We start from the raw sequence: 16188 nt of genomic DNA, 5'->3' as shown, positions 1-16188 counted from the left end.
GCTGTCGCGTTTACTTCAGTCGGCGTTGGCCTTCCTGACGGCAATAGGCGTCAGCCTCGGGGACAGACATCTTTGTGGCTGGGAAGTCGATTGCGCGGTCCCAGGTCACACGATCCTGACGATAGAGCTGGCAGGTCACAACACCTTTAGGAGTCTGTACCTTGACCGGCGTCGTCTCAAGATCTTCGGGGCTGGGAACGCATGCGGATACTACAACCGCAATAGCCGGAAACAGAATGAGTGATTTCAGATGTGGTGCTTTCATTTTCTACTCTTGTCTACTCGTCTTGTTGATCGATTGAAACGGCATAGGCGAGGGTGAGTGCCAGCAACCTGCCGCAAATCAAAAACACTGTGGTGGGTCCGTTTATTCAGAAAAACCTTAAGAATCAAGAAACCGCGCCAGATTAGTGGCGCGGTTTTGTGTATTGGAACGTGGCGTCGGTCTATTTCTCGGGGATCAGACCCCTTGGGCTGAATCTGAGAACAATCAACAGGATCAGGCCCATCGTGAACAGACGCATATGTGCGGCACTATCAATAAGATGTGACTTCAGCGCGCTGCCATCCGGTAAGCCTGCGGTGATCACACTCATCAACCACAAGCCAATCGGCTCGACCTGAACCCACAAGAGCCAAATCAGGAACGCGCCCAGAACGGCTCCGAAGTTGTTGCCGGAACCACCAACGATCACCATGACCCAAACCAGGAAGGTAAAGCGCAACGGATTGTAGGTGCCCGGTGTCAGCTGTCCGTCCAGGGTGGTCATCATCGCGCCAGCGATGCCGCAAATGGCCGACCCTAATACGAAAATCTGCAAGTGGCGACGGGTGACGTCCTTGCCCATTGCTTCGGCTGCAACTTCATTGTCGCGGATTGCGCGCATCATGCGGCCCCACGGGCTTTTCAGCGCCATCTGCGCCATCCATAGCAGCGCCAGAAGAACCAGCATGAACAGCAGCGAATACCCAAGTTTCACCGAAAGGGTGGATGCAGTGACCGGATCCAGCCCCAGCCATTCGGCGCGGGCAAGAAAAGCCGGATCTTGCTGCAAGTCAACTTCATACCCGACAACCGGCGAGGGGCGCGGGATGCCATAGACGTTCTTCACGCCGCGGGCCAGCCAGTCCTCGTTCTTCATGACGGCGATGATAATCTCGGCGATACCCAGCGTGGCAATCGCCAGATAATCTGACCGCAGCCCAAGCGCGGTTTTGCCAATCAGCCATGCCGCCCCGGCAGCCAGCAGACCTCCGGCAGGCCAGGCCAGCAGAACGGGCAGGTTCAGTCCACCGATGTTACCGGCAATCGCCGGGTCAATGGCTTCAACTGCGGCAACATTGGGGTCGAACACGGCCCGGTAGAGGAAAAAGCCGACGATAAGGACAGTGATTATTGTCAGCGTCTGCACCCGGCCTTTGGGCATTCTTGTTGCCACCAGTACGGCTGCAACAACAGTGGCAGCCCCCAGTAGCAAGGACAGAACGATACCATAACCGCCTGCGCCCCAGGCACCCGGGGTAGGCGCTGTTGATACTAGCACCACGGCCAGACCGCCCAGCGCGACGAAGCCCATGACCCCCACGTTAAACAGGCCCGCAAAGCCCCATTGCAGGTTCACACCGATCGCCATGATGGCCGAGATCAGCCCCATGTTCAGGATCAGAACGGCGGTGTTCCAGCTTTGCGTGAAACCGGTCAGCAGAATGAGGCAGCCAACAGCTATGAAAAGCAGAGTGTTTTTGACAGATTCGGTCATACTGCTTTTCCCTTGAACAGGCCCGTGGGCTTAAACAGAAGCACAATCAGCAGGATGACAAAGCTGACAGCGAATTTGTAATCGGTGGACAGGAGCTGAACCAATCCGGACGGCTCCAGGTTTTCGGGGGCCACATAGGTCAGTACTTTTTTCCAGGCATAGGTGATCGTCACTTCGGAAAACGCGATGATGAACCCGCCTGCAATTGCGCCCAGTGGGTTACCAAGGCCACCCACGATGGCCGAAGCGAATATCGGAAGCAGAAGCTGGAAGTAGACGAAGGGTTTAAAGCTTTTGTCCAGCCCATAAAGAACACCCGCTGTGGTCGCCAAGGCGGCTACGATGATCCAGGTGATCATCACAACACGTTCAGGGTTGATACCGGACAAAAGTGCCAGATCCTCGTTGTCGGAATAGGCGCGCATCGATTTTCCGGTTCGTGTTTTGTTGAGGAACCAGAACAACAAGGCCACGGCAATAACGGCCACTATCAGGGTGATCCCTTGCGAGGTCTTGATGGCCAGACCCTCCTGAAGGCCCGTGATGGACTTGAAGTCCCGCGCGGATATCAAGAATCTTGCACCGTCCGAGAACTTTTGATCATCCGGCCCGATGATAAAGCGCACCAGACCGTTCATGATGAACATTACACCCATTGAAACGATCACAAGGATAACCGGCTTGGCCTTTTGTTCGCGGTAAAAGCGGTAGACCAGTCTGTCTGTAACCAACACCAGCATGATGCAGCCAAGGATAGCAAAGGGCAGGGCGAGCAGGGCAGTTGGCAACGGCCCAAAGCTGACACCAGCGGCCTGTAAGCCCCAGGTGACAAGCACAGCGATCATCGCCCCAAAGGCCATGGTGTCACCATGGGCAAAGTTCGAAAACCGCAGGATGCCGTAGATCAGGGTCACGCCAAGCGCCCCCAATGCCAACTGACTGCCATAGGCAATCGCAGGCACGATGACAAAGTTGGCAAGCGCAACAAGCGCGTTGAGTAAGTCCATTATTTCTTCTCACTGTCCGGGTGCGACCTTATGGCATAACGGTCTGCGCGGGCACAATGTTTTGCACGCGGTTTATCGTCATATTTTCCTGCTGGTAGCGAAAATACCCTAGAAAAACTTTCAAGAAGGACGGACTTTCCACATCAAGCCCGGCTCAGTCACGCACCGGTCAATTCCGGTGCGTGGTCGAGATGGTCGGAAGGGGGCTCAGGCGTTTGTTTCAGTACAAGCGCCGCGATCAGTCCCCGCGTTGGGGCCTTTGACCGAAAGATCAAAGGTCATGTCGTCATAGTTCACGACAAAAGTCATGACCTCATCGCCCTGGATATAGACAAACGTTATGTTGCCAACGCCTTTGAAGACCATCGCGTCGCCAGAAACACTTGCGGTTTCGATGATGCCCTTGTCTCCTTCCGACGCCCGTTTGAGGCGCACTTCACTGCCGTCACGGTCTGAGACGCAGACAAAGTGGCGTTCTTCCGCAATTGCAGCGGTCGTGCACAAAGTGGCGACGGCCACCCATATCCATTTTTTCATTTTTGGGTCCTGAATAGAGTTTTTCATTCAGAAGGTTCGCTTGATTTCTCGGAATCAGATTTGTTTGTCCGGGAAACCGTTTCCTTCACAGCGCCGGGCGCTAAACGCACAATGTGACCGGATTGCAGCCGACGCGTGGAAATCTTGGGATGGCGGAATAATTTGAGCGTGGGCGAAACACATGCTCAGTCTTAGCCCGTTGGCTCAAAAAACAACGGGAAGAGTGAGGAAGCCCATTAATTGGGCACCTGACAAGCGCCACGATAAGAAGCCACAGACGGTATGCCGCTCGTAAGTTTCACGTGAACACTAATTCGTCCGTTATCTGACAACATGACGTTCCAGTTCTCAAATTCATCCAAAGGCGGTTGACCCTTCAGCAAAACCAAAACTACGTTCTGTTGGTTTTCCAGAGCAATCTTTGCGCCCGTTAAAACGAACTTTTCATGACCAGCAAACGCGAACATGCCATACGGTTTTTGATCGTTAGTATCTTCCGCCTTAAGAGGCTGAAATGCGAAGCTCAGGAGTCTTTGCAATACCCCTTGCGTTGTTTGCAGTCATTGAAATCATCGCCACCGCAATCAAGAGGTGGGTTGCAATCGTGTTTTGCGATACAGTGCATCTCGACACCGTTCGCCTTCAAACGCAGAATTTCTGCGAACCCGTTTCCGGGCACAAAAAAGAAGGTGGAAACCGCAAGGAATTTGGCAAGGTACTTCATTCTCACCCGCCCAAGAAACTCTTCCGCACTTCCGGATCAGCCAGCAATTCCTTACCTGTCCCGGTATAGGCATTTCGACCTTGAACCAGAACATATCCTTTGTCAGCGATTTCAAGTGCTTGGCGGGCGTTTTGTTCAACCATCAGGATCGGCAGGCCAGTGCGTGCGACCTCGATGATGCGGTCAAAAAGCTCATCCATCACGATGGGTGAGACACCTGCGGTGGGCTCGTCCAGCATCAGGACCTTGGGTTGCGTCATCAGCGCGCGACCCACGGCAACCTGCTGGCGCTGACCGCCAGAAAGCTCACCGGCGGGCTGGTTGCGTTTGTCGCGCAGGATCGGGAACAGGTCATAGACCTGCTCCATCGTGTCCGAGAAATCGTCGCGCCGAATGAAGGCACCCATTTCCAGATTTTCCTCGACAGTCATCGAGGTGAAAATGTTCGACGTCTGAGGAACAAAGCCCATACCGCGGATCACGCGGTCTTGTGGGGTGAGGCTGGTGATATCCTCGCCATCCAGACGCACTGAGCCGGCGCGCACATCCAGCATCCCAAACACGGCTTTCATCGCCGTTGACTTGCCCGCACCGTTGGGGCCGACGATAACGGCGATCTCACCCTTATCCACGGCAATGGTACAGTCGTGCAGGATATCCGGGCCTTTGCCATAGCCGCCAGTCATGGTGTCACCGATCAGAAACGGGCCGCCTTCAACGCGGTGTGTTGCACCGCTTTTACGACGGGCAGGCGTCATTGTACCGATACCTTGCGTGTTGGTAATTGATGCGTCCTTGTTGCCCTTGTCGTCCTGATAGGGGTTGTCGCTCATGCCAGCGGTCATGTCTGGGCCTCCAGCTTGTCTTTGTTTTTGAGGCCGGTGCCAAGATAGGCTTCGATAACGTGCTCGTTTGCCTTGATCTCATCCAGAGTGCCCTCGGCCAAAACCTTGCCTTCGGCCATGCAGATGACCGGGTCGCAGATCTTGCCGATGAAATCCATGTCGTGCTCGATAACGACGAACGTATAACCACGCTCTTTGTTCAGGCGCAAGATCGTATCAGCGATGGTCATCAGCAGGGTGCGGTTCACGCCAGCTCCGACCTCGTCCAGAAATACGATCTTGGCGTCCACCATCATGGTGCGTCCAAGTTCCAGAAGTTTCTTTTGACCGCCCGATACCTGACCGGCCTTGTGATCGGCCAGATGTTCGATGGTCAGGAATTCCAGCACCTCGTCTGCCTTGGCTTTCAGCGCGCGCTCTTCATCAGCGATGCGCTTGCGCCCGAACCAGGTATTCCACAGCGCCTCACCGGATTGCGCACCGGGCACCATCATCAGGTTTTCGCGGCAGGTCATCGACGAGAATTCATGCGCGATCTGGAACGTGCGCAGCAAACCCTTGTGAAACAGCTCATGCGGGGGCAGGCCGGTGATATCTTCACCATCCATGACCACCTTGCCGCTGGTCGGAGGCAGAACACCGGCGATCACGTTGAAAAGAGTGGTTTTTCCGGCCCCGTTGGGCCCGATCAGGCCGGTGATCGACCCTTTTTGGATTTCCAGCGACGCCCCATCCACCGCGTGAAATCCGCCGAAATGCTTATGCACGTCCTCGACGACGATCATGGTATCCCCTTGCCTTGTCCCCGTGAAACGAGGTGCAGCCTTTTGTCATTGAAACAGCCCGGACACAAGGCCCGGGCTGTCTGATTTTATGGCTTGATATGCGGGATCAACGGAAGTTGACGGTCTTGTTTTCGCCGTCGGTCACTTCGATCTCGCGGTACGATCCTGCGCTTTCGCCGGGGCCGATCAACTCGACACCGGACGCGCCGACATAATCGATGTCTTGACCGGCGGCCAGCAGTTCCAGACCTTTGGCCAGTTCACCCGGATAAATCTTTTCACCCGGTGCGTTGGCGACGTCCATTACTTTGCCCGCGTAATCTGCCGGGTTGGTCGAACCGGCGGCTTGCATGGCGAACATGAACAGCGCTGCCGCGTCATAAGATTCGGGCGAATAGGGCGACGAGCCGTCAAACCCGGCTGCTTCGGCCAGTGCAAAGTACTTTTCTGCACCTTCACCACCGGACCCGGCGATCTGACCGAACGAGCCGTTCAGGTCGGGGCCGACATTTGCGGGCAGCGAGTCACCGATCATGCCGCCGGGCAGACCAAAGGTGTCAAACGCACCGCTGTCCAGCGACGACTGGATGATGCCCAGACCACCCTGGTCCAGATAACCTGCGACAACCAGAATGTCGCCACCGGCCGAGGCCAGCGCGCCAACTTCAGCCGAATAGTCGGCCTTGCCGTCTTCGTGCGCCGTAACGATGGTCACTTCGCCGCCAACCGCTTCGAAGGACGTCTGGATCGCATCGGCCAGACCTTTGCCATAGTCGTTGTTGGTATAGGTCAGCGCGATCGAGTTGATGCCGCGATCCTTGAGGATATCAGCCATAACTTGACCTTCGCGCGCATCCGACGGCGCGGTGCGGAAGAACAGGCCATTGTCCTCCATGGTTGACAGGCCGGGCGAGGTCGCCGAAGGCGAGATCATGACCATGCCGTTAGGAATGGCAACGTTTTGCAGAATCGCGCCGGTTACACCCGAACAGTCGCCGCCGATGATGCCTGCAACGCCGTCAGCGATCATACGCTCGCCGTTCGAGGTGGACAGACCGTTGTCGATACAGCCGGTATCGGCACGTACACCAGCCACGCTGGCACCGTTCATGAACTTGCCGGATTCGTTGACTTCGGCGATTGCCAGCTCGGCACCCGATCCCATAGCGGGGGCCAGCGATTCAATCGGGCCGGTAAAGCCGATCAAAATCCCCAGTTTGACATCTTCGGCCATGGCTGCGCCGGCCAGCAATGTTGTTGCTGCAGTTGCAGTAAGCAGCTTTTTCATATGGTTACTCCCAGTTGTGAACGTATTCGTTCTGGCGACGACCCTAGGCAAGCTGTTCGGAAAAGAAAAGTCCTAACGCAAACGTGTTTTTTTCGTTTGAAATTCTATCTGTTTTGTTGGGACTCACCCCTGATTGTCACCGAAAGGGACCAGAATGCTCAGAACGGCGATGATTCTCTCTTTCTCACTGTGCGCCTTGAGTGCCGCGGCCCAGACGCTGTCGGTTTCAGCCGGGATGGTCCAACTGGAAGAAATGGTTGGCGGGTTGGAGACCCCATGGGCGATTGGCATTTTACCCGATGAAAGCTTCCTCGTCACGGAACGGGATGGAAGGTTGCTGTATGTTCGAAATAGACAAGTGGAGGATGTTTCAGGCGTTCCAAAGGTCGCGACTTTGGGGCAAGGCGGATTGTTGGACGTCACGATCTCACGCGATTTCAATCAAAGTCGAGAGGTCTTACTGACTTTTGCAAAACCGCAAGGCGACGGTGCAGGAACTGCTGTTGCGGTTGCGCGCCTGTCCAAGACTGGCAAAAACCTTCAGAACCTTCGAGTAATTTTCGAGGCATCGCCAGGTGGTAAAGGTGGTCGCCATTTTGGCAGCCGTGTGGTCGAAAAGCCGGACGGGACATTATTCGTGACCTTGGGCGACCGGGGACAGGCGGAGAATGCACAGGATCGGTCCAATCCCATGGGATCGGTCATTCGTATCAATCGCGATGGGACAGTTCCGGCGGATAACACCTTTGTCGGGCAATCGAATATCGAACCCGAAATATGGTCTTACGGCCATCGAAATCCGCAGGGCGCGGATTTGGACGCGCTTGGCCGACTTTGGATCTCGGAACACGGGGCGCGGGGTGGCGATGAAATCAACCAACCCCGTGCAGGGCGGAATTATGGTTGGCCGGTTATTTCATATGGCACGCATTATTCGGGTGAAAAAATCGGCGACGGTACAGCTAAAGAAGGGCTGGAACAGCCAGTTTACTACTGGGATCCTTCCATAGCGCCATCCGGTCTGCTGGTTTATTCCGGCAAGCTATGGCCGCAATGGAAGGGTGATATCTTCGTAGGGTCGTTGAAATTTGACTATATCGCACGGCTTCACGGTCAGCCGATGCACGAGGCCGAACAGATCAGAAGCCCTGAAACCGAGCGCGTCCGCGATATCGTCGAAGCGCCAGACGGGTCGATCTGGTTTATCTCGGTTGGGCAGGGAGCGGTTTACAGAATGGCTCCGGCGGAGTGACCTTACACCGATAGCCGCCCGCTCTGCGCTCCGCGTTCGCGATAGGGCGTGGTGTTGTAATGTGCGCGGTAGCATTTCGAGAAATGGCTGGGCGAGGCAAAGCCGCATGCCAGGGCTACGTTGATGACGCTCATATCCGTTTGCATCAGCAGGTTCCGCGCCTTGTGCAAGCGAAGTTCCATATAGTACCGCTTGGGCGAGCGGCTGAGATAGCGCCGGAACAGACGCTCAAGCTGGCGAGTCGACATACCGACTTCCTTGGCCAGAATCGAAGGAGAGATCGGCTCTTCGATGTTCTTTTCCATCATGAGAATGACCTGACTCAGCTTGGGGTGCCGGACCCCAATCCGCGTCGGTGTCGACAGACGTTGCGTATCCTGATCTGTCCGGATTGACGAATAAATCATCTGGTCCGCCACCGCATTTGCCAAGTCTTCGCCAAAATCGTCTGCAATCAACTTGAGCATCAGATCGATAGACGAGGTCCCCCCAGCCGTTGTCATCCGACCGCCATCAATCTGAAAGACAGCTTTCGTCAACTCGACCTCATCGAATTCTTCGATGAAACTGTCTGAGTTTTCCCAATGTATCGTCGCCCGCTTGTTGTCCAGTAACCCGGCCTTGGCCAGGGTATAAGCAGCCGTGCACAAACCGCCGATACGCAATCCGCGCCGTGCCTCGCGTCGTAACCAGTTCAGAATGCGTTTGGTGGTGGCTGCCTGTACGTCAACGCCTCCGCAAATCAGAACGACATCGTCGCGCTGCAACTCCTCAAGATCACGGTCCAGCTTGAATTCGGTCCCGGCCGAACATGAAATCGAGTTTCCGCCTTCACCGGAAAGTGTCCATGTATAAAGCTGTTTGTCCGCCATGCGATTTGCGATGCGCAGACTGTCGAGCGCTGACGCAAAAGACAGCAGCGAAAAATTGTCCAACAGGACAAAAACGAAATGGCGGGGCGTGGCCCCAGCATTTTCGACCGTGACTGCTTGGCGTTGCACTTGCATGACAAAATGTCCTTAATTCTGCGCAGGAAAACCTGGTATCCCGCAGCGTATTTGGCAGTCACCATGATCAAAGCTTGTTTGCGGCGTCAAGAGGCGCAAATGGGATATGGTCACTCTTCATTGCTTTTTGTATAGAGGCGACCTGAACACTTCAGCGGAGATCAAAGCTATGACCGAATGGCAAAAATCGAACTGGCGCAACAAGCCCCGGGTTCAGATGCCAGACTATACCGACGCGGCCGCATTGGCCAAGGTCGAGGCCCAGCTTTCGCAGTATCCCCCGCTAGTCTTCGCCGGTGAGGCGCGGCGCCTCAAGCAACATCTTGGTGCCGCCGGTCGCGGCGAGGCCTTCCTTCTGCAAGGCGGGGATTGCGCTGAAAGCTTTGAACAATTCAGCGCCGATGCGATCCGTGACACCTTCAAGGTGATGCTGCAAATGGCGATGGTTCTTACCTATGGTGCCAAGGTGCCGGTGGTTAAAGTCGGTCGTATGGCCGGCCAATTTGCAAAGCCACGCAGCGCCCCGACCGAGGTTGTGGATGGTGTCGAGCTACCCAGCTACCGCGGTGACATCATCAACGAACTGGCGTTCACGCCCGAAGCGCGGATTCCGAATCCCGAAAAGATGTTGCAGGCCTACACGCAGGCGGCGGCCACGTTGAACCTGCTGCGTGCTTTCTCAACTGGTGGCTTCGCCGACATGAGCCGCGTCCATTCGTGGACTCTGGGCTTTACCGACGAACAGGATGTTCAGAAGTACTCTGAGGTGGCAGATCGCATTCAGGACACCATCGACTTCATGGAAGCGGCCGGTATCACGGCAGACACGACACACGAATTCTCGACTGTTGAATTCTACACCAGTCACGAAGGTCTGTTGCTGGAGTACGAAGAGGCGCTGACCCGTCTGGATTCGACCTCGGGCAACTGGCTGGCCGGGTCTGGTCACATGATCTGGATCGGCGACCGTACGCGACAGCCTGATGGTGCACATGTCGAGTTCTGTCGTGGCGTTCTGAACCCGATTGGGTTGAAATGTGGTCCGACGACGACGGCAGAAGACCTCAAGGTTCTCATGTCGAAGCTGAACCCTGAAAATGAAGAGGGCCGCCTGACTCTGATCGCGCGCTTTGGCGCGGGCAAGGCGGGTGAACACCTTCCGCGTCTGGTCAAGGCCGTGAAGGAAGAAGGCGCCAAGGTCACTTGGGTCTGCGACCCGATGCACGGCAACACCATCAAGTCGGCCACGGGCTACAAAACCCGTCCGTTCGATTCTGTCCTGCGTGAGGTACACGATTTCTTTGGCGTGCATCAGTCTGAGGGCACGATCCCCGGCGGTGTCCATTTCGAGATGACCGGTCTCGACGTTACCGAATGCACCGGTGGTGTGCGTGCTGTAACCGAAGAGGATCTGTCGGATCGCTACCACACCGCTTGCGACCCGCGCCTGAACGCGTCTCAGTCGCTGGAACTGGCGTTCCTTGTGGCGGAAGAACTGACCAACCTGCGCCGCAACGGATCAAAACGCGCCGCAAGTTAAGCGTTCGAAAAGAAAGAAAAACAGCGGGCCATCGGTCCGCTGTTTTTTGTTCTGGGTGTTCAGACTGGTTCAGTCATCGCGCGACACGACCAGACGAAGGTGTTTGGCCGCGCGTTTGAAATCCGTTTGGTCTTCGGCAAAACCGTCAACGGTTTTAGGCGCAGCAGGAACCGGTGCCTGAATTTCCGAAAACGATTTGATCCGCGTATCCGTAATCGAAAATCTGCGTGGGGTTTTACCAATCGCTCCATCCGCGACCATGACCCCCAGAACCCGGCTGACGTCGCCCAGATCACTTTTGAGCGGCAAAAGGATCATGCAGGCCTGCATCCGGGTACGCCCCAGTATCCCGCTCGAATCCAGACCCAGTTCGGCAACGGCGGGTGCTGCAAATACCTGCTCCAGAACATCCTTAATCCTGGCGCGGTCATCGGGCTGAAAAAAGGACGTCACAGGCATGCCACGAACCTCCATCCCCGCAAGCCCGTTCAGGTGACTTCCGGCAAGGCGAAACCGAGCCAGTCCAGGGGCGATCCGTTCAAGAATGAAAGTATATTCGAGTATGTTTTCCAGCCCGCGCGGGTCAACCTGGGACCGCATCGGTACGCCGTCACCGCTCAGCAATGCAGTCCAATACGCTTCGGCCTGGCGGATCGGCGTAAGGCTGCGCCCACTGTCAAAGCGATCCATTGCGACGATCTTTCCAAATTCTGACCCGGAACCAGTCCCGAAAAAGGTTTTCATTTTTTCACCCTTACGTCAATTGGCCGCCATTTTCATAAAATGCAACACAACCGGAGCATTTGTGGCCTGCAAGCCATTACCAGGGGTAGTTTGACTCGGGTTTATTCAATTTTGGAGCAATTCTTTAACGAATGGTTAACTTACCCCAAACAAATGCGGCCTCAGCCAACTCTTGCTCTGTACCGGTCAATCGCATTAGGTGCGGCAAACATCCAAAAGGGTGAGGCCACAGGAAAGGACAGTCATGATCAGATCCATGACCGGGTTTGCCTCGGGGAAGGGTGAATACGGACCGCATAGCTGGACGTGGGAGTTGCGCAGTGTCAACGGTAAAGGCCTTGATATGCGCCTGCGTGTCCCTGAATGGCTGACCGGGCTTGAGGTGGCCCTTCGGGCCACGCTGTCAAAATCCCTGAGCCGTGGGAATGTGACCCTTTCAATGCGTCTGAATCGTGAGGAGTCTGCCTCGGAACTGGCATTGAACGAGGTCGCTATGGCCGCTGCTCTGAGTGCGTTGGAACAAACACACAAGATGGCAGCTGCGCGCGGCATCGCTCTGGAACCCGCGCGCGCCTCGGACCTTTTGGCACTGAAAGGCATGTTGGATGCAACCGCAGATGCGGATGATCCCGCTCCGCTGGTGGCGCGCCTGACCGAAGATTTCAACGACCTGTTGGCCGCTTTTGTCAATATGCGCCGGGCCGAAGGCGAGGCTTTGGCGGCCGTGCTGAACACTCAGCTGGATCAGGTTGCGGCGCTGACAGCGCAGGCAGCCGATCTGGCCGTGCAACGCAAGGACAAGATGGCCGCGGCACTTCGGGACAATCTGGCGCACGTACTGGACAATGCGCAGGGCGCGGACCCGGATCGCGTCGCGCAGGAACTGGCTTTGATCGCGGTCAAAGCCGACATTACCGAAGAGATCGACCGCCTGTCTGCACATGTGGCCGCAGCGCGAGAGTTGCTTGGGCAGGAAGGGGCTGTCGGACGCAAGCTTGATTTCCTGATGCAAGAGTTCAACCGCGAAACCAACACGCTGTGTTCCAAGGCTCAGAGTACGGATCTGACGGCTGTCGGGCTGGAACTGAAGGCGGTGATCGATCAGATGCGCGAACAAGTGCAAAACGTAGAATAATGATGGGAACGACTGATATGGTGGATCGCCGAGGCCTTTTAATCATCCTGTCTTCCCCGTCCGGGGCAGGCAAATCCACCCTGGCAAAGCGGCTGATGGACTGGGACAAGGACCTTGAGTTTTCGGTCTCGGCCACAACCCGTGCCCCGCGTCCGGGGGAAGAACATGGGCGGGATTACTATTTTCTTTCTGAAGACGAGTTCAAGCAGAAGGTCGCCGATGGCCAGATGTTGGAACATGCGCATGTCTTCGGTAATTTCTATGGCTCACCCGCTGATCCGGTGCGTAGTTCGATCCACGCGGGTAAGGACGTGCTGTTCGACGTGGACTGGCAAGGCGAGGTTCAGATCCGCAACTCGGATCTGGGTAAGCATGCGTTGTCGATCTTCATCCTGCCGCCATCGATCCCTGAACTGCGCCGCCGTCTGGAATCGCGTGGACAAGATAGCGATGAAGTTATCGCAAGGCGGATGCTCAAAAGCTGGGATGAGATCAGCCACTGGGGCTATTACGATTATGTCCTGATCAATGACGATCTTGAGGCGACCGAAAAGAAGCTCAAGACCATCGTCAGCGCCGAACGGATGCGCCGTATTCAACAGCCAAATCTGCAACAACACGTGCGCAAACTTCAAAACGAATTCGAGGGGCTGTCATGACGATCTTCGCGTTAGGCGAGCACATGCCGGATATTCACGAGGACACATGGGTTGCGCCCGATGCCAACCTGATCGGCAAGGTTGTGCTGGAAAAGGGTGCCTCGGTTTGGTTCGGCTGCACGATACGCGCAGATCACGAGGAAATCCGCGTTGGTGCAGGCAGCAACGTTCAGGAAAACTGCGTCATGCATATCGATGCCGGGTACCCTTTGTCGATCGGTCCGAATTGCACTATCGGACACAAAGTGATGCTGCACGGGTGTACGATCGGACAAAATACTCTGATCGGAATGGGCGCGATTGTTCTGAATGGTGCCCGGATCGGACGGAATTGCCTGATCGGGGCAGGGGCCTTGATCACGGAAGGCAAGGAGATTCCGGATAACTCCCTTGTGATGGGGGCTCCGGGCAAAGTGGTGCGCCAGCTGGACGAGGCCGCAGCAAAACGGATTACCCTAAGCGCGCTGCACTATCAGGAAAACATGCGCAGGTTTCGGGACACCTTAAGACCTGTCCAGTAAGACGCGCGGATTGATCGGGGTTTGAAGCATGTCAGATAACCTTCTTGATGGATTTGTTCAGGCCATTCCTATGCCCGCGCTGATGGTGGATCAGACCGAACGGATCATTGCCGCCAATACGGATGCAAAAACCCTTCTGGGGCAGAATATTGTAGGGCGGCATTTTGCGACCATCCTGCGGCAGCCACAGGTTCTCGAAGCGATTGAGCAAAGCCTTCAGTTGAAGGGAACCAAGACGGCGCGTCATCTTTCCAATGATGGCGCTCAGGACACAACATTTGATGTGCAATGCCGATATATGAACGGGGTCGGAGCCGTGTCGGGTGGCGCCATTCTGGCCACTTTTCAAGATGTCACGCACCTGGAACAGGCAAGTCAGATGCGCCGCGACTTTGTTGCCAATGTCAGTCACGAATTGCGGACACCGTTGACGGCACTGATGGGCTTCATTGAAACCTTGCGCGGCCCTGCACGCAACGATCCGGCTGCGCGTGACCGGTTCCTGCAAATCATGGCCGATGAAGCCAACAGGATGAACCGGCTGGTTGGCGATCTTTTGTCACTGAACCGCGTGGAAAGCGAAGAAAGAGTTCGCCCAAAACAACAGCTGGAGCTGACAGGGCTGCTGCAGTCCACCCTTAACTCGTTGCGCCCCCTAGCGGAAGAGGCGGGTGTGACGCTGACGCTTGACGCACAGGACGGCCCGCTTGCAGTAACCGGAGACAGCGATCAGTTACGGCAGGTATTCACCAACCTGATCGAAAACGGAATAAAATACGGTGCCAGCGGTGGCAGCGTCACAGTCAGCGTTTTGTCATCAGAGCGTGACGCGGCGATGCGTGGGCCTGGGGTGCGGGTGAAGATCATCGACAAGGGGCCAGGAATTGATTCTGTGCATCTGCCACGCCTGACCGAGCGCTTCTATCGCGCCGACAATCACAGGTCGCGGCAGTTGGGTGGAACGGGGCTGGGGCTGGCCATCGTCAAGCACATCGTCAATCGCCACCGCGGACGGTTGCGCGTGGAAAGTGAGTTGGGAAAAGGTTCCGTCTTTACAGTCATCTTACCACGGTAGCCCTTCCCGCATTATCACCCTTCAAAATCTGCCTCGTTATGTTTTTTTGACCTGAAATCTCCGGATAAACGAGGGTTGTCATAAAAGCGTTACACACTTGTCACAAAAGGCTTACGCACGGCACCTAGGGGTGCACGCAGGATCATCATGGGGGTGATCAATCATACCTTTTCAAGGAGACTGAAATGTCCTTTGTAAAACTGTCGGCTTCTGCGCTGGCAATCACCGCCGTCTCGGCAACCACCGCTGCTGCCCGTGACAACGTTCAGGTTGCCGGTTCGTCGACCGTTCTGCCATATGCCTCGATCGTTGCGGAACTGTTTGGTGAGAACACCGACTTCCCGACCCCGGTTGTTGAATCGGGCGGTTCGTCAGCTGGTCTGAAGCGTTTCTGTGAGGGTGTTGGTGAAAACACCATCGACATTGCAAACGCATCGCGCGCGATCCGTGAAAAAGAAATCAAGGCCTGCGCCGAAAACGGTGTGACTGACATCATGGAAGTCCGCATCGGTTATGATGGCATCGTCTTTGCAAGCCAGCAGAACGGTCCTGCCTTTACCTCTTTTGAACCTGCCGACATCTTTAACGCACTGGGCGCAAAAGTCCTGAAAGACGGTGAAGTGGTTGATAACCCTTACACCACCTGGGCCGAATTCAACCCGGAACTGCCTGAAGTAGAAATCGCTGGCTTCATTCCAGGTACCAAACACGGCACCCGTGAAGTATTCGAAGAAAAAGTTCTGCTGATCGGTTGTGAAGCGACCGGTGCGATGGAAGCCATGATTGCTGGCGGCATGAGCGAAGACGACGCAGAAGATGCATGTCTGGCCGTTCGTACCGACGGGAAAGCGGTCGACATCGATGGTGACTACACCGAAACGCTGGCGCGTATCGACACCAACCCCAATGGCATCGGCATTTTCGGCCTGGCGTTCTACGAGAACAACACCGACAAGCTGAAAGTGGCAACCATGTCGGGTATCGCTCCTTCGACCGAAAGCATCTCGACCGGTGAATATCCGGTTTCGCGCCCGCTGTTCTTCTACGTGAAGAAAGCCCATATCGGCGTGATTCCCGGCCTGAAAGAATACGCCCAGTTCTTCACCCACGACGAAATCGCAGGTGCTTCGGGTCCCCTGGCAAATTATGGTCTGGTTGCGGACCCTGAGCTGGCAAAGACTCAGGATGCAATCGCCAACGAAGTTACCATGGGTTCGGGCAGCTAATCCCGCCTTTGGTTCGAAATACCGGGGGGCGGCATTCCTGTCGCCCCCACATTTTTTAGCTTTCCCGGCCAAGACCAAATGGG

17 protein-coding genes are annotated in these 16188 nt (G+C 55.7%); 7 read left to right on the top strand and 10 right to left on the bottom strand.

Annotation, left to right across the window (positions count from 1 at the left end):
• Positions 1-10: 10 nt before the first annotated feature.
• The 8 genes from ACR3FC_RS01410 to ACR3FC_RS01375 all read right to left on the bottom strand — a co-directional run bounded on the left by ACR3FC_RS01410 (position 11) and on the right by ACR3FC_RS01375 (position 6946).
• Complete coding sequence (locus ACR3FC_RS01410; protein WP_480472799.1) at positions 11-265, bottom strand: hypothetical protein; 255 nt, start codon at positions 263-265, stop codon at positions 11-13.
• 181 nt (positions 266-446) lie between these two features.
• Positions 447-1760, bottom strand: coding sequence for a branched-chain amino acid ABC transporter permease (locus tag ACR3FC_RS01405; RefSeq protein ID WP_480472797.1), 1314 nt, complete (start codon positions 1758-1760; stop codon positions 447-449).
• Positions 1757-2767, bottom strand: coding sequence for a branched-chain amino acid ABC transporter permease (locus tag ACR3FC_RS01400; protein WP_480472795.1), 1011 nt, complete (start codon positions 2765-2767; stop codon positions 1757-1759). The genes ACR3FC_RS01405 and ACR3FC_RS01400 overlap by 4 nt, the downstream gene beginning before the upstream one ends.
• Before the next feature lie 207 nt (positions 2768-2974).
• A complete protein-coding gene (locus ACR3FC_RS01395; protein WP_480472794.1) occupies positions 2975-3304 on the bottom strand; it encodes a hypothetical protein in 330 nt (109 codons plus the stop codon).
• A 236-nt stretch (positions 3305-3540) separates the two neighbouring features.
• Positions 3541-3843, bottom strand: a complete 303-nt coding sequence (locus tag ACR3FC_RS01390; RefSeq protein WP_480472792.1) for a hypothetical protein — start codon at positions 3841-3843, stop codon at positions 3541-3543.
• A 187-nt stretch (positions 3844-4030) separates the two neighbouring features.
• Complete coding sequence (locus tag ACR3FC_RS01385; RefSeq protein WP_480476739.1) at positions 4031-4861, bottom strand: ABC transporter ATP-binding protein; 831 nt, start codon at positions 4859-4861, stop codon at positions 4031-4033.
• Positions 4862-4869: 8 nt separating this feature from the next.
• Positions 4870-5658, bottom strand: a complete 789-nt coding sequence (locus ACR3FC_RS01380; protein WP_209596275.1) for an ABC transporter ATP-binding protein — start codon at positions 5656-5658, stop codon at positions 4870-4872.
• A gap of 106 nt (positions 5659-5764) precedes the next feature.
• A complete protein-coding gene (locus ACR3FC_RS01375) occupies positions 5765-6946 on the bottom strand; it encodes an ABC transporter substrate-binding protein (RefSeq protein ID WP_480472790.1) in 1182 nt (393 codons plus the stop codon).
• 169 nt (positions 6947-7115) lie between these two features.
• Between ACR3FC_RS01375 and ACR3FC_RS01370 the strand changes: the two genes are divergently transcribed.
• Positions 7116-8198 (top strand): PQQ-dependent sugar dehydrogenase, encoded by a 1083-nt coding sequence (locus ACR3FC_RS01370; protein WP_480472788.1) that lies wholly within the window; start codon positions 7116-7118, stop codon positions 8196-8198.
• Positions 8199-8200: 2 nt separating this feature from the next.
• On the opposite strand, the gene ACR3FC_RS01365 is transcribed toward ACR3FC_RS01370, so the two are convergent.
• Positions 8201-9205: a GlxA family transcriptional regulator gene (locus tag ACR3FC_RS01365; RefSeq protein ID WP_480472786.1), complete on the bottom strand. Its 1005-nt coding sequence runs from the start codon at positions 9203-9205 to the stop codon at positions 8201-8203.
• Positions 9206-9374: 169 nt separating this feature from the next.
• Between ACR3FC_RS01365 and ACR3FC_RS01360 the strand changes: the two genes are divergently transcribed.
• On the top strand, positions 9375-10745 hold the full coding sequence (locus ACR3FC_RS01360; RefSeq protein WP_480472784.1) for a class II 3-deoxy-7-phosphoheptulonate synthase: 1371 nt from the start codon (positions 9375-9377) through the stop codon (positions 10743-10745).
• A 69-nt stretch (positions 10746-10814) separates the two neighbouring features.
• Here ACR3FC_RS01360 and ACR3FC_RS01355 read toward each other — a convergent pair whose 3' ends face one another.
• Entirely contained in the window at positions 10815-11489 is a 675-nt protein-coding gene (locus tag ACR3FC_RS01355; protein WP_480472782.1) for a PAS domain-containing protein, read from the bottom strand.
• Positions 11490-11733: 244 nt separating this feature from the next.
• Here ACR3FC_RS01355 and ACR3FC_RS01350 point away from each other — a divergent pair, with 244 nt between their 5' ends.
• The 5 genes from ACR3FC_RS01350 (at position 11734) to ACR3FC_RS01330 (ending at position 16105) form a co-directional block, all read left to right on the top strand.
• On the top strand, positions 11734-12624 hold the full coding sequence (locus ACR3FC_RS01350) for a YicC/YloC family endoribonuclease (RefSeq protein ID WP_480472780.1): 891 nt from the start codon (positions 11734-11736) through the stop codon (positions 12622-12624).
• A gap of 17 nt (positions 12625-12641) precedes the next feature.
• Positions 12642-13283, top strand: a complete 642-nt coding sequence (gene gmk / locus ACR3FC_RS01345; protein ID WP_480476737.1) for a guanylate kinase — start codon at positions 12642-12644, stop codon at positions 13281-13283.
• Positions 13280-13804: a gamma carbonic anhydrase family protein gene (locus ACR3FC_RS01340; protein ID WP_480472778.1), complete on the top strand. Its 525-nt coding sequence runs from the start codon at positions 13280-13282 to the stop codon at positions 13802-13804. The genes gmk and ACR3FC_RS01340 overlap by 4 nt, the downstream gene beginning before the upstream one ends.
• A 28-nt stretch (positions 13805-13832) precedes the next feature.
• A complete protein-coding gene (locus tag ACR3FC_RS01335) occupies positions 13833-14879 on the top strand; it encodes a sensor histidine kinase (RefSeq protein ID WP_480472776.1) in 1047 nt (348 codons plus the stop codon).
• 185 nt (positions 14880-15064) lie between these two features.
• Complete coding sequence (locus tag ACR3FC_RS01330; RefSeq protein ID WP_480472774.1) at positions 15065-16105, top strand: substrate-binding domain-containing protein; 1041 nt, start codon at positions 15065-15067, stop codon at positions 16103-16105.
• The last annotated feature ends 83 nt before the right edge of the window (positions 16106-16188 follow it).

Source organism: Ruegeria sp. AF3 (genome assembly GCF_056536285.1).
This window is presented reverse-complemented; position numbering and strand designations above follow the sequence as displayed.

What these genes read in the sequence shown, in the direction of transcription:
- ACR3FC_RS01410 (WP_480472799.1), bottom strand. Translation starts at nt 265, where the DNA reads ATGAAAGCACCACATCTGAAATCACTCATTCTGTTTCCGGCTATTGCG.
- ACR3FC_RS01405 (WP_480472797.1), bottom strand. Translation starts at nt 1,760, where the DNA reads ATGACCGAATCTGTCAAAAACACTCTGCTTTTCATAGCTGTTGGCTGC.
- ACR3FC_RS01400 (WP_480472795.1), bottom strand. Translation starts at nt 2,767, where the DNA reads ATGGACTTACTCAACGCGCTTGTTGCGCTTGCCAACTTTGTCATCGTG.
- ACR3FC_RS01395 (WP_480472794.1), bottom strand. Translation starts at nt 3,304, where the DNA reads ATGAAAAAATGGATATGGGTGGCCGTCGCCACTTTGTGCACGACCGCT.
- ACR3FC_RS01385 (WP_480476739.1), bottom strand. Translation starts at nt 4,861, where the DNA reads ATGAGCGACAACCCCTATCAGGACGACAAGGGCAACAAGGACGCATCA.
- ACR3FC_RS01380 (WP_209596275.1), bottom strand. Translation starts at nt 5,658, where the DNA reads ATGATCGTCGTCGAGGACGTGCATAAGCATTTCGGCGGATTTCACGCG.
- ACR3FC_RS01375 (WP_480472790.1), bottom strand. Translation starts at nt 6,946, where the DNA reads ATGAAAAAGCTGCTTACTGCAACTGCAGCAACAACATTGCTGGCCGGC.
- ACR3FC_RS01370 (WP_480472788.1), top strand. Translation starts at nt 7,116, where the DNA reads ATGATTCTCTCTTTCTCACTGTGCGCCTTGAGTGCCGCGGCCCAGACG.
- ACR3FC_RS01365 (WP_480472786.1), bottom strand. Translation starts at nt 9,205, where the DNA reads ATGCAAGTGCAACGCCAAGCAGTCACGGTCGAAAATGCTGGGGCCACG.
- ACR3FC_RS01360 (WP_480472784.1), top strand. Translation starts at nt 9,375, where the DNA reads ATGACCGAATGGCAAAAATCGAACTGGCGCAACAAGCCCCGGGTTCAG.
- ACR3FC_RS01355 (WP_480472782.1), bottom strand. Translation starts at nt 11,489, where the DNA reads ATGAAAACCTTTTTCGGGACTGGTTCCGGGTCAGAATTTGGAAAGATC.
- ACR3FC_RS01350 (WP_480472780.1), top strand. Translation starts at nt 11,734, where the DNA reads ATGATCAGATCCATGACCGGGTTTGCCTCGGGGAAGGGTGAATACGGA.
- gmk (WP_480476737.1), top strand. Translation starts at nt 12,642, where the DNA reads ATGGTGGATCGCCGAGGCCTTTTAATCATCCTGTCTTCCCCGTCCGGG.
- ACR3FC_RS01340 (WP_480472778.1), top strand. Translation starts at nt 13,280, where the DNA reads ATGACGATCTTCGCGTTAGGCGAGCACATGCCGGATATTCACGAGGAC.
- ACR3FC_RS01335 (WP_480472776.1), top strand. Translation starts at nt 13,833, where the DNA reads ATGTCAGATAACCTTCTTGATGGATTTGTTCAGGCCATTCCTATGCCC.
- ACR3FC_RS01330 (WP_480472774.1), top strand. Translation starts at nt 15,065, where the DNA reads ATGTCCTTTGTAAAACTGTCGGCTTCTGCGCTGGCAATCACCGCCGTC.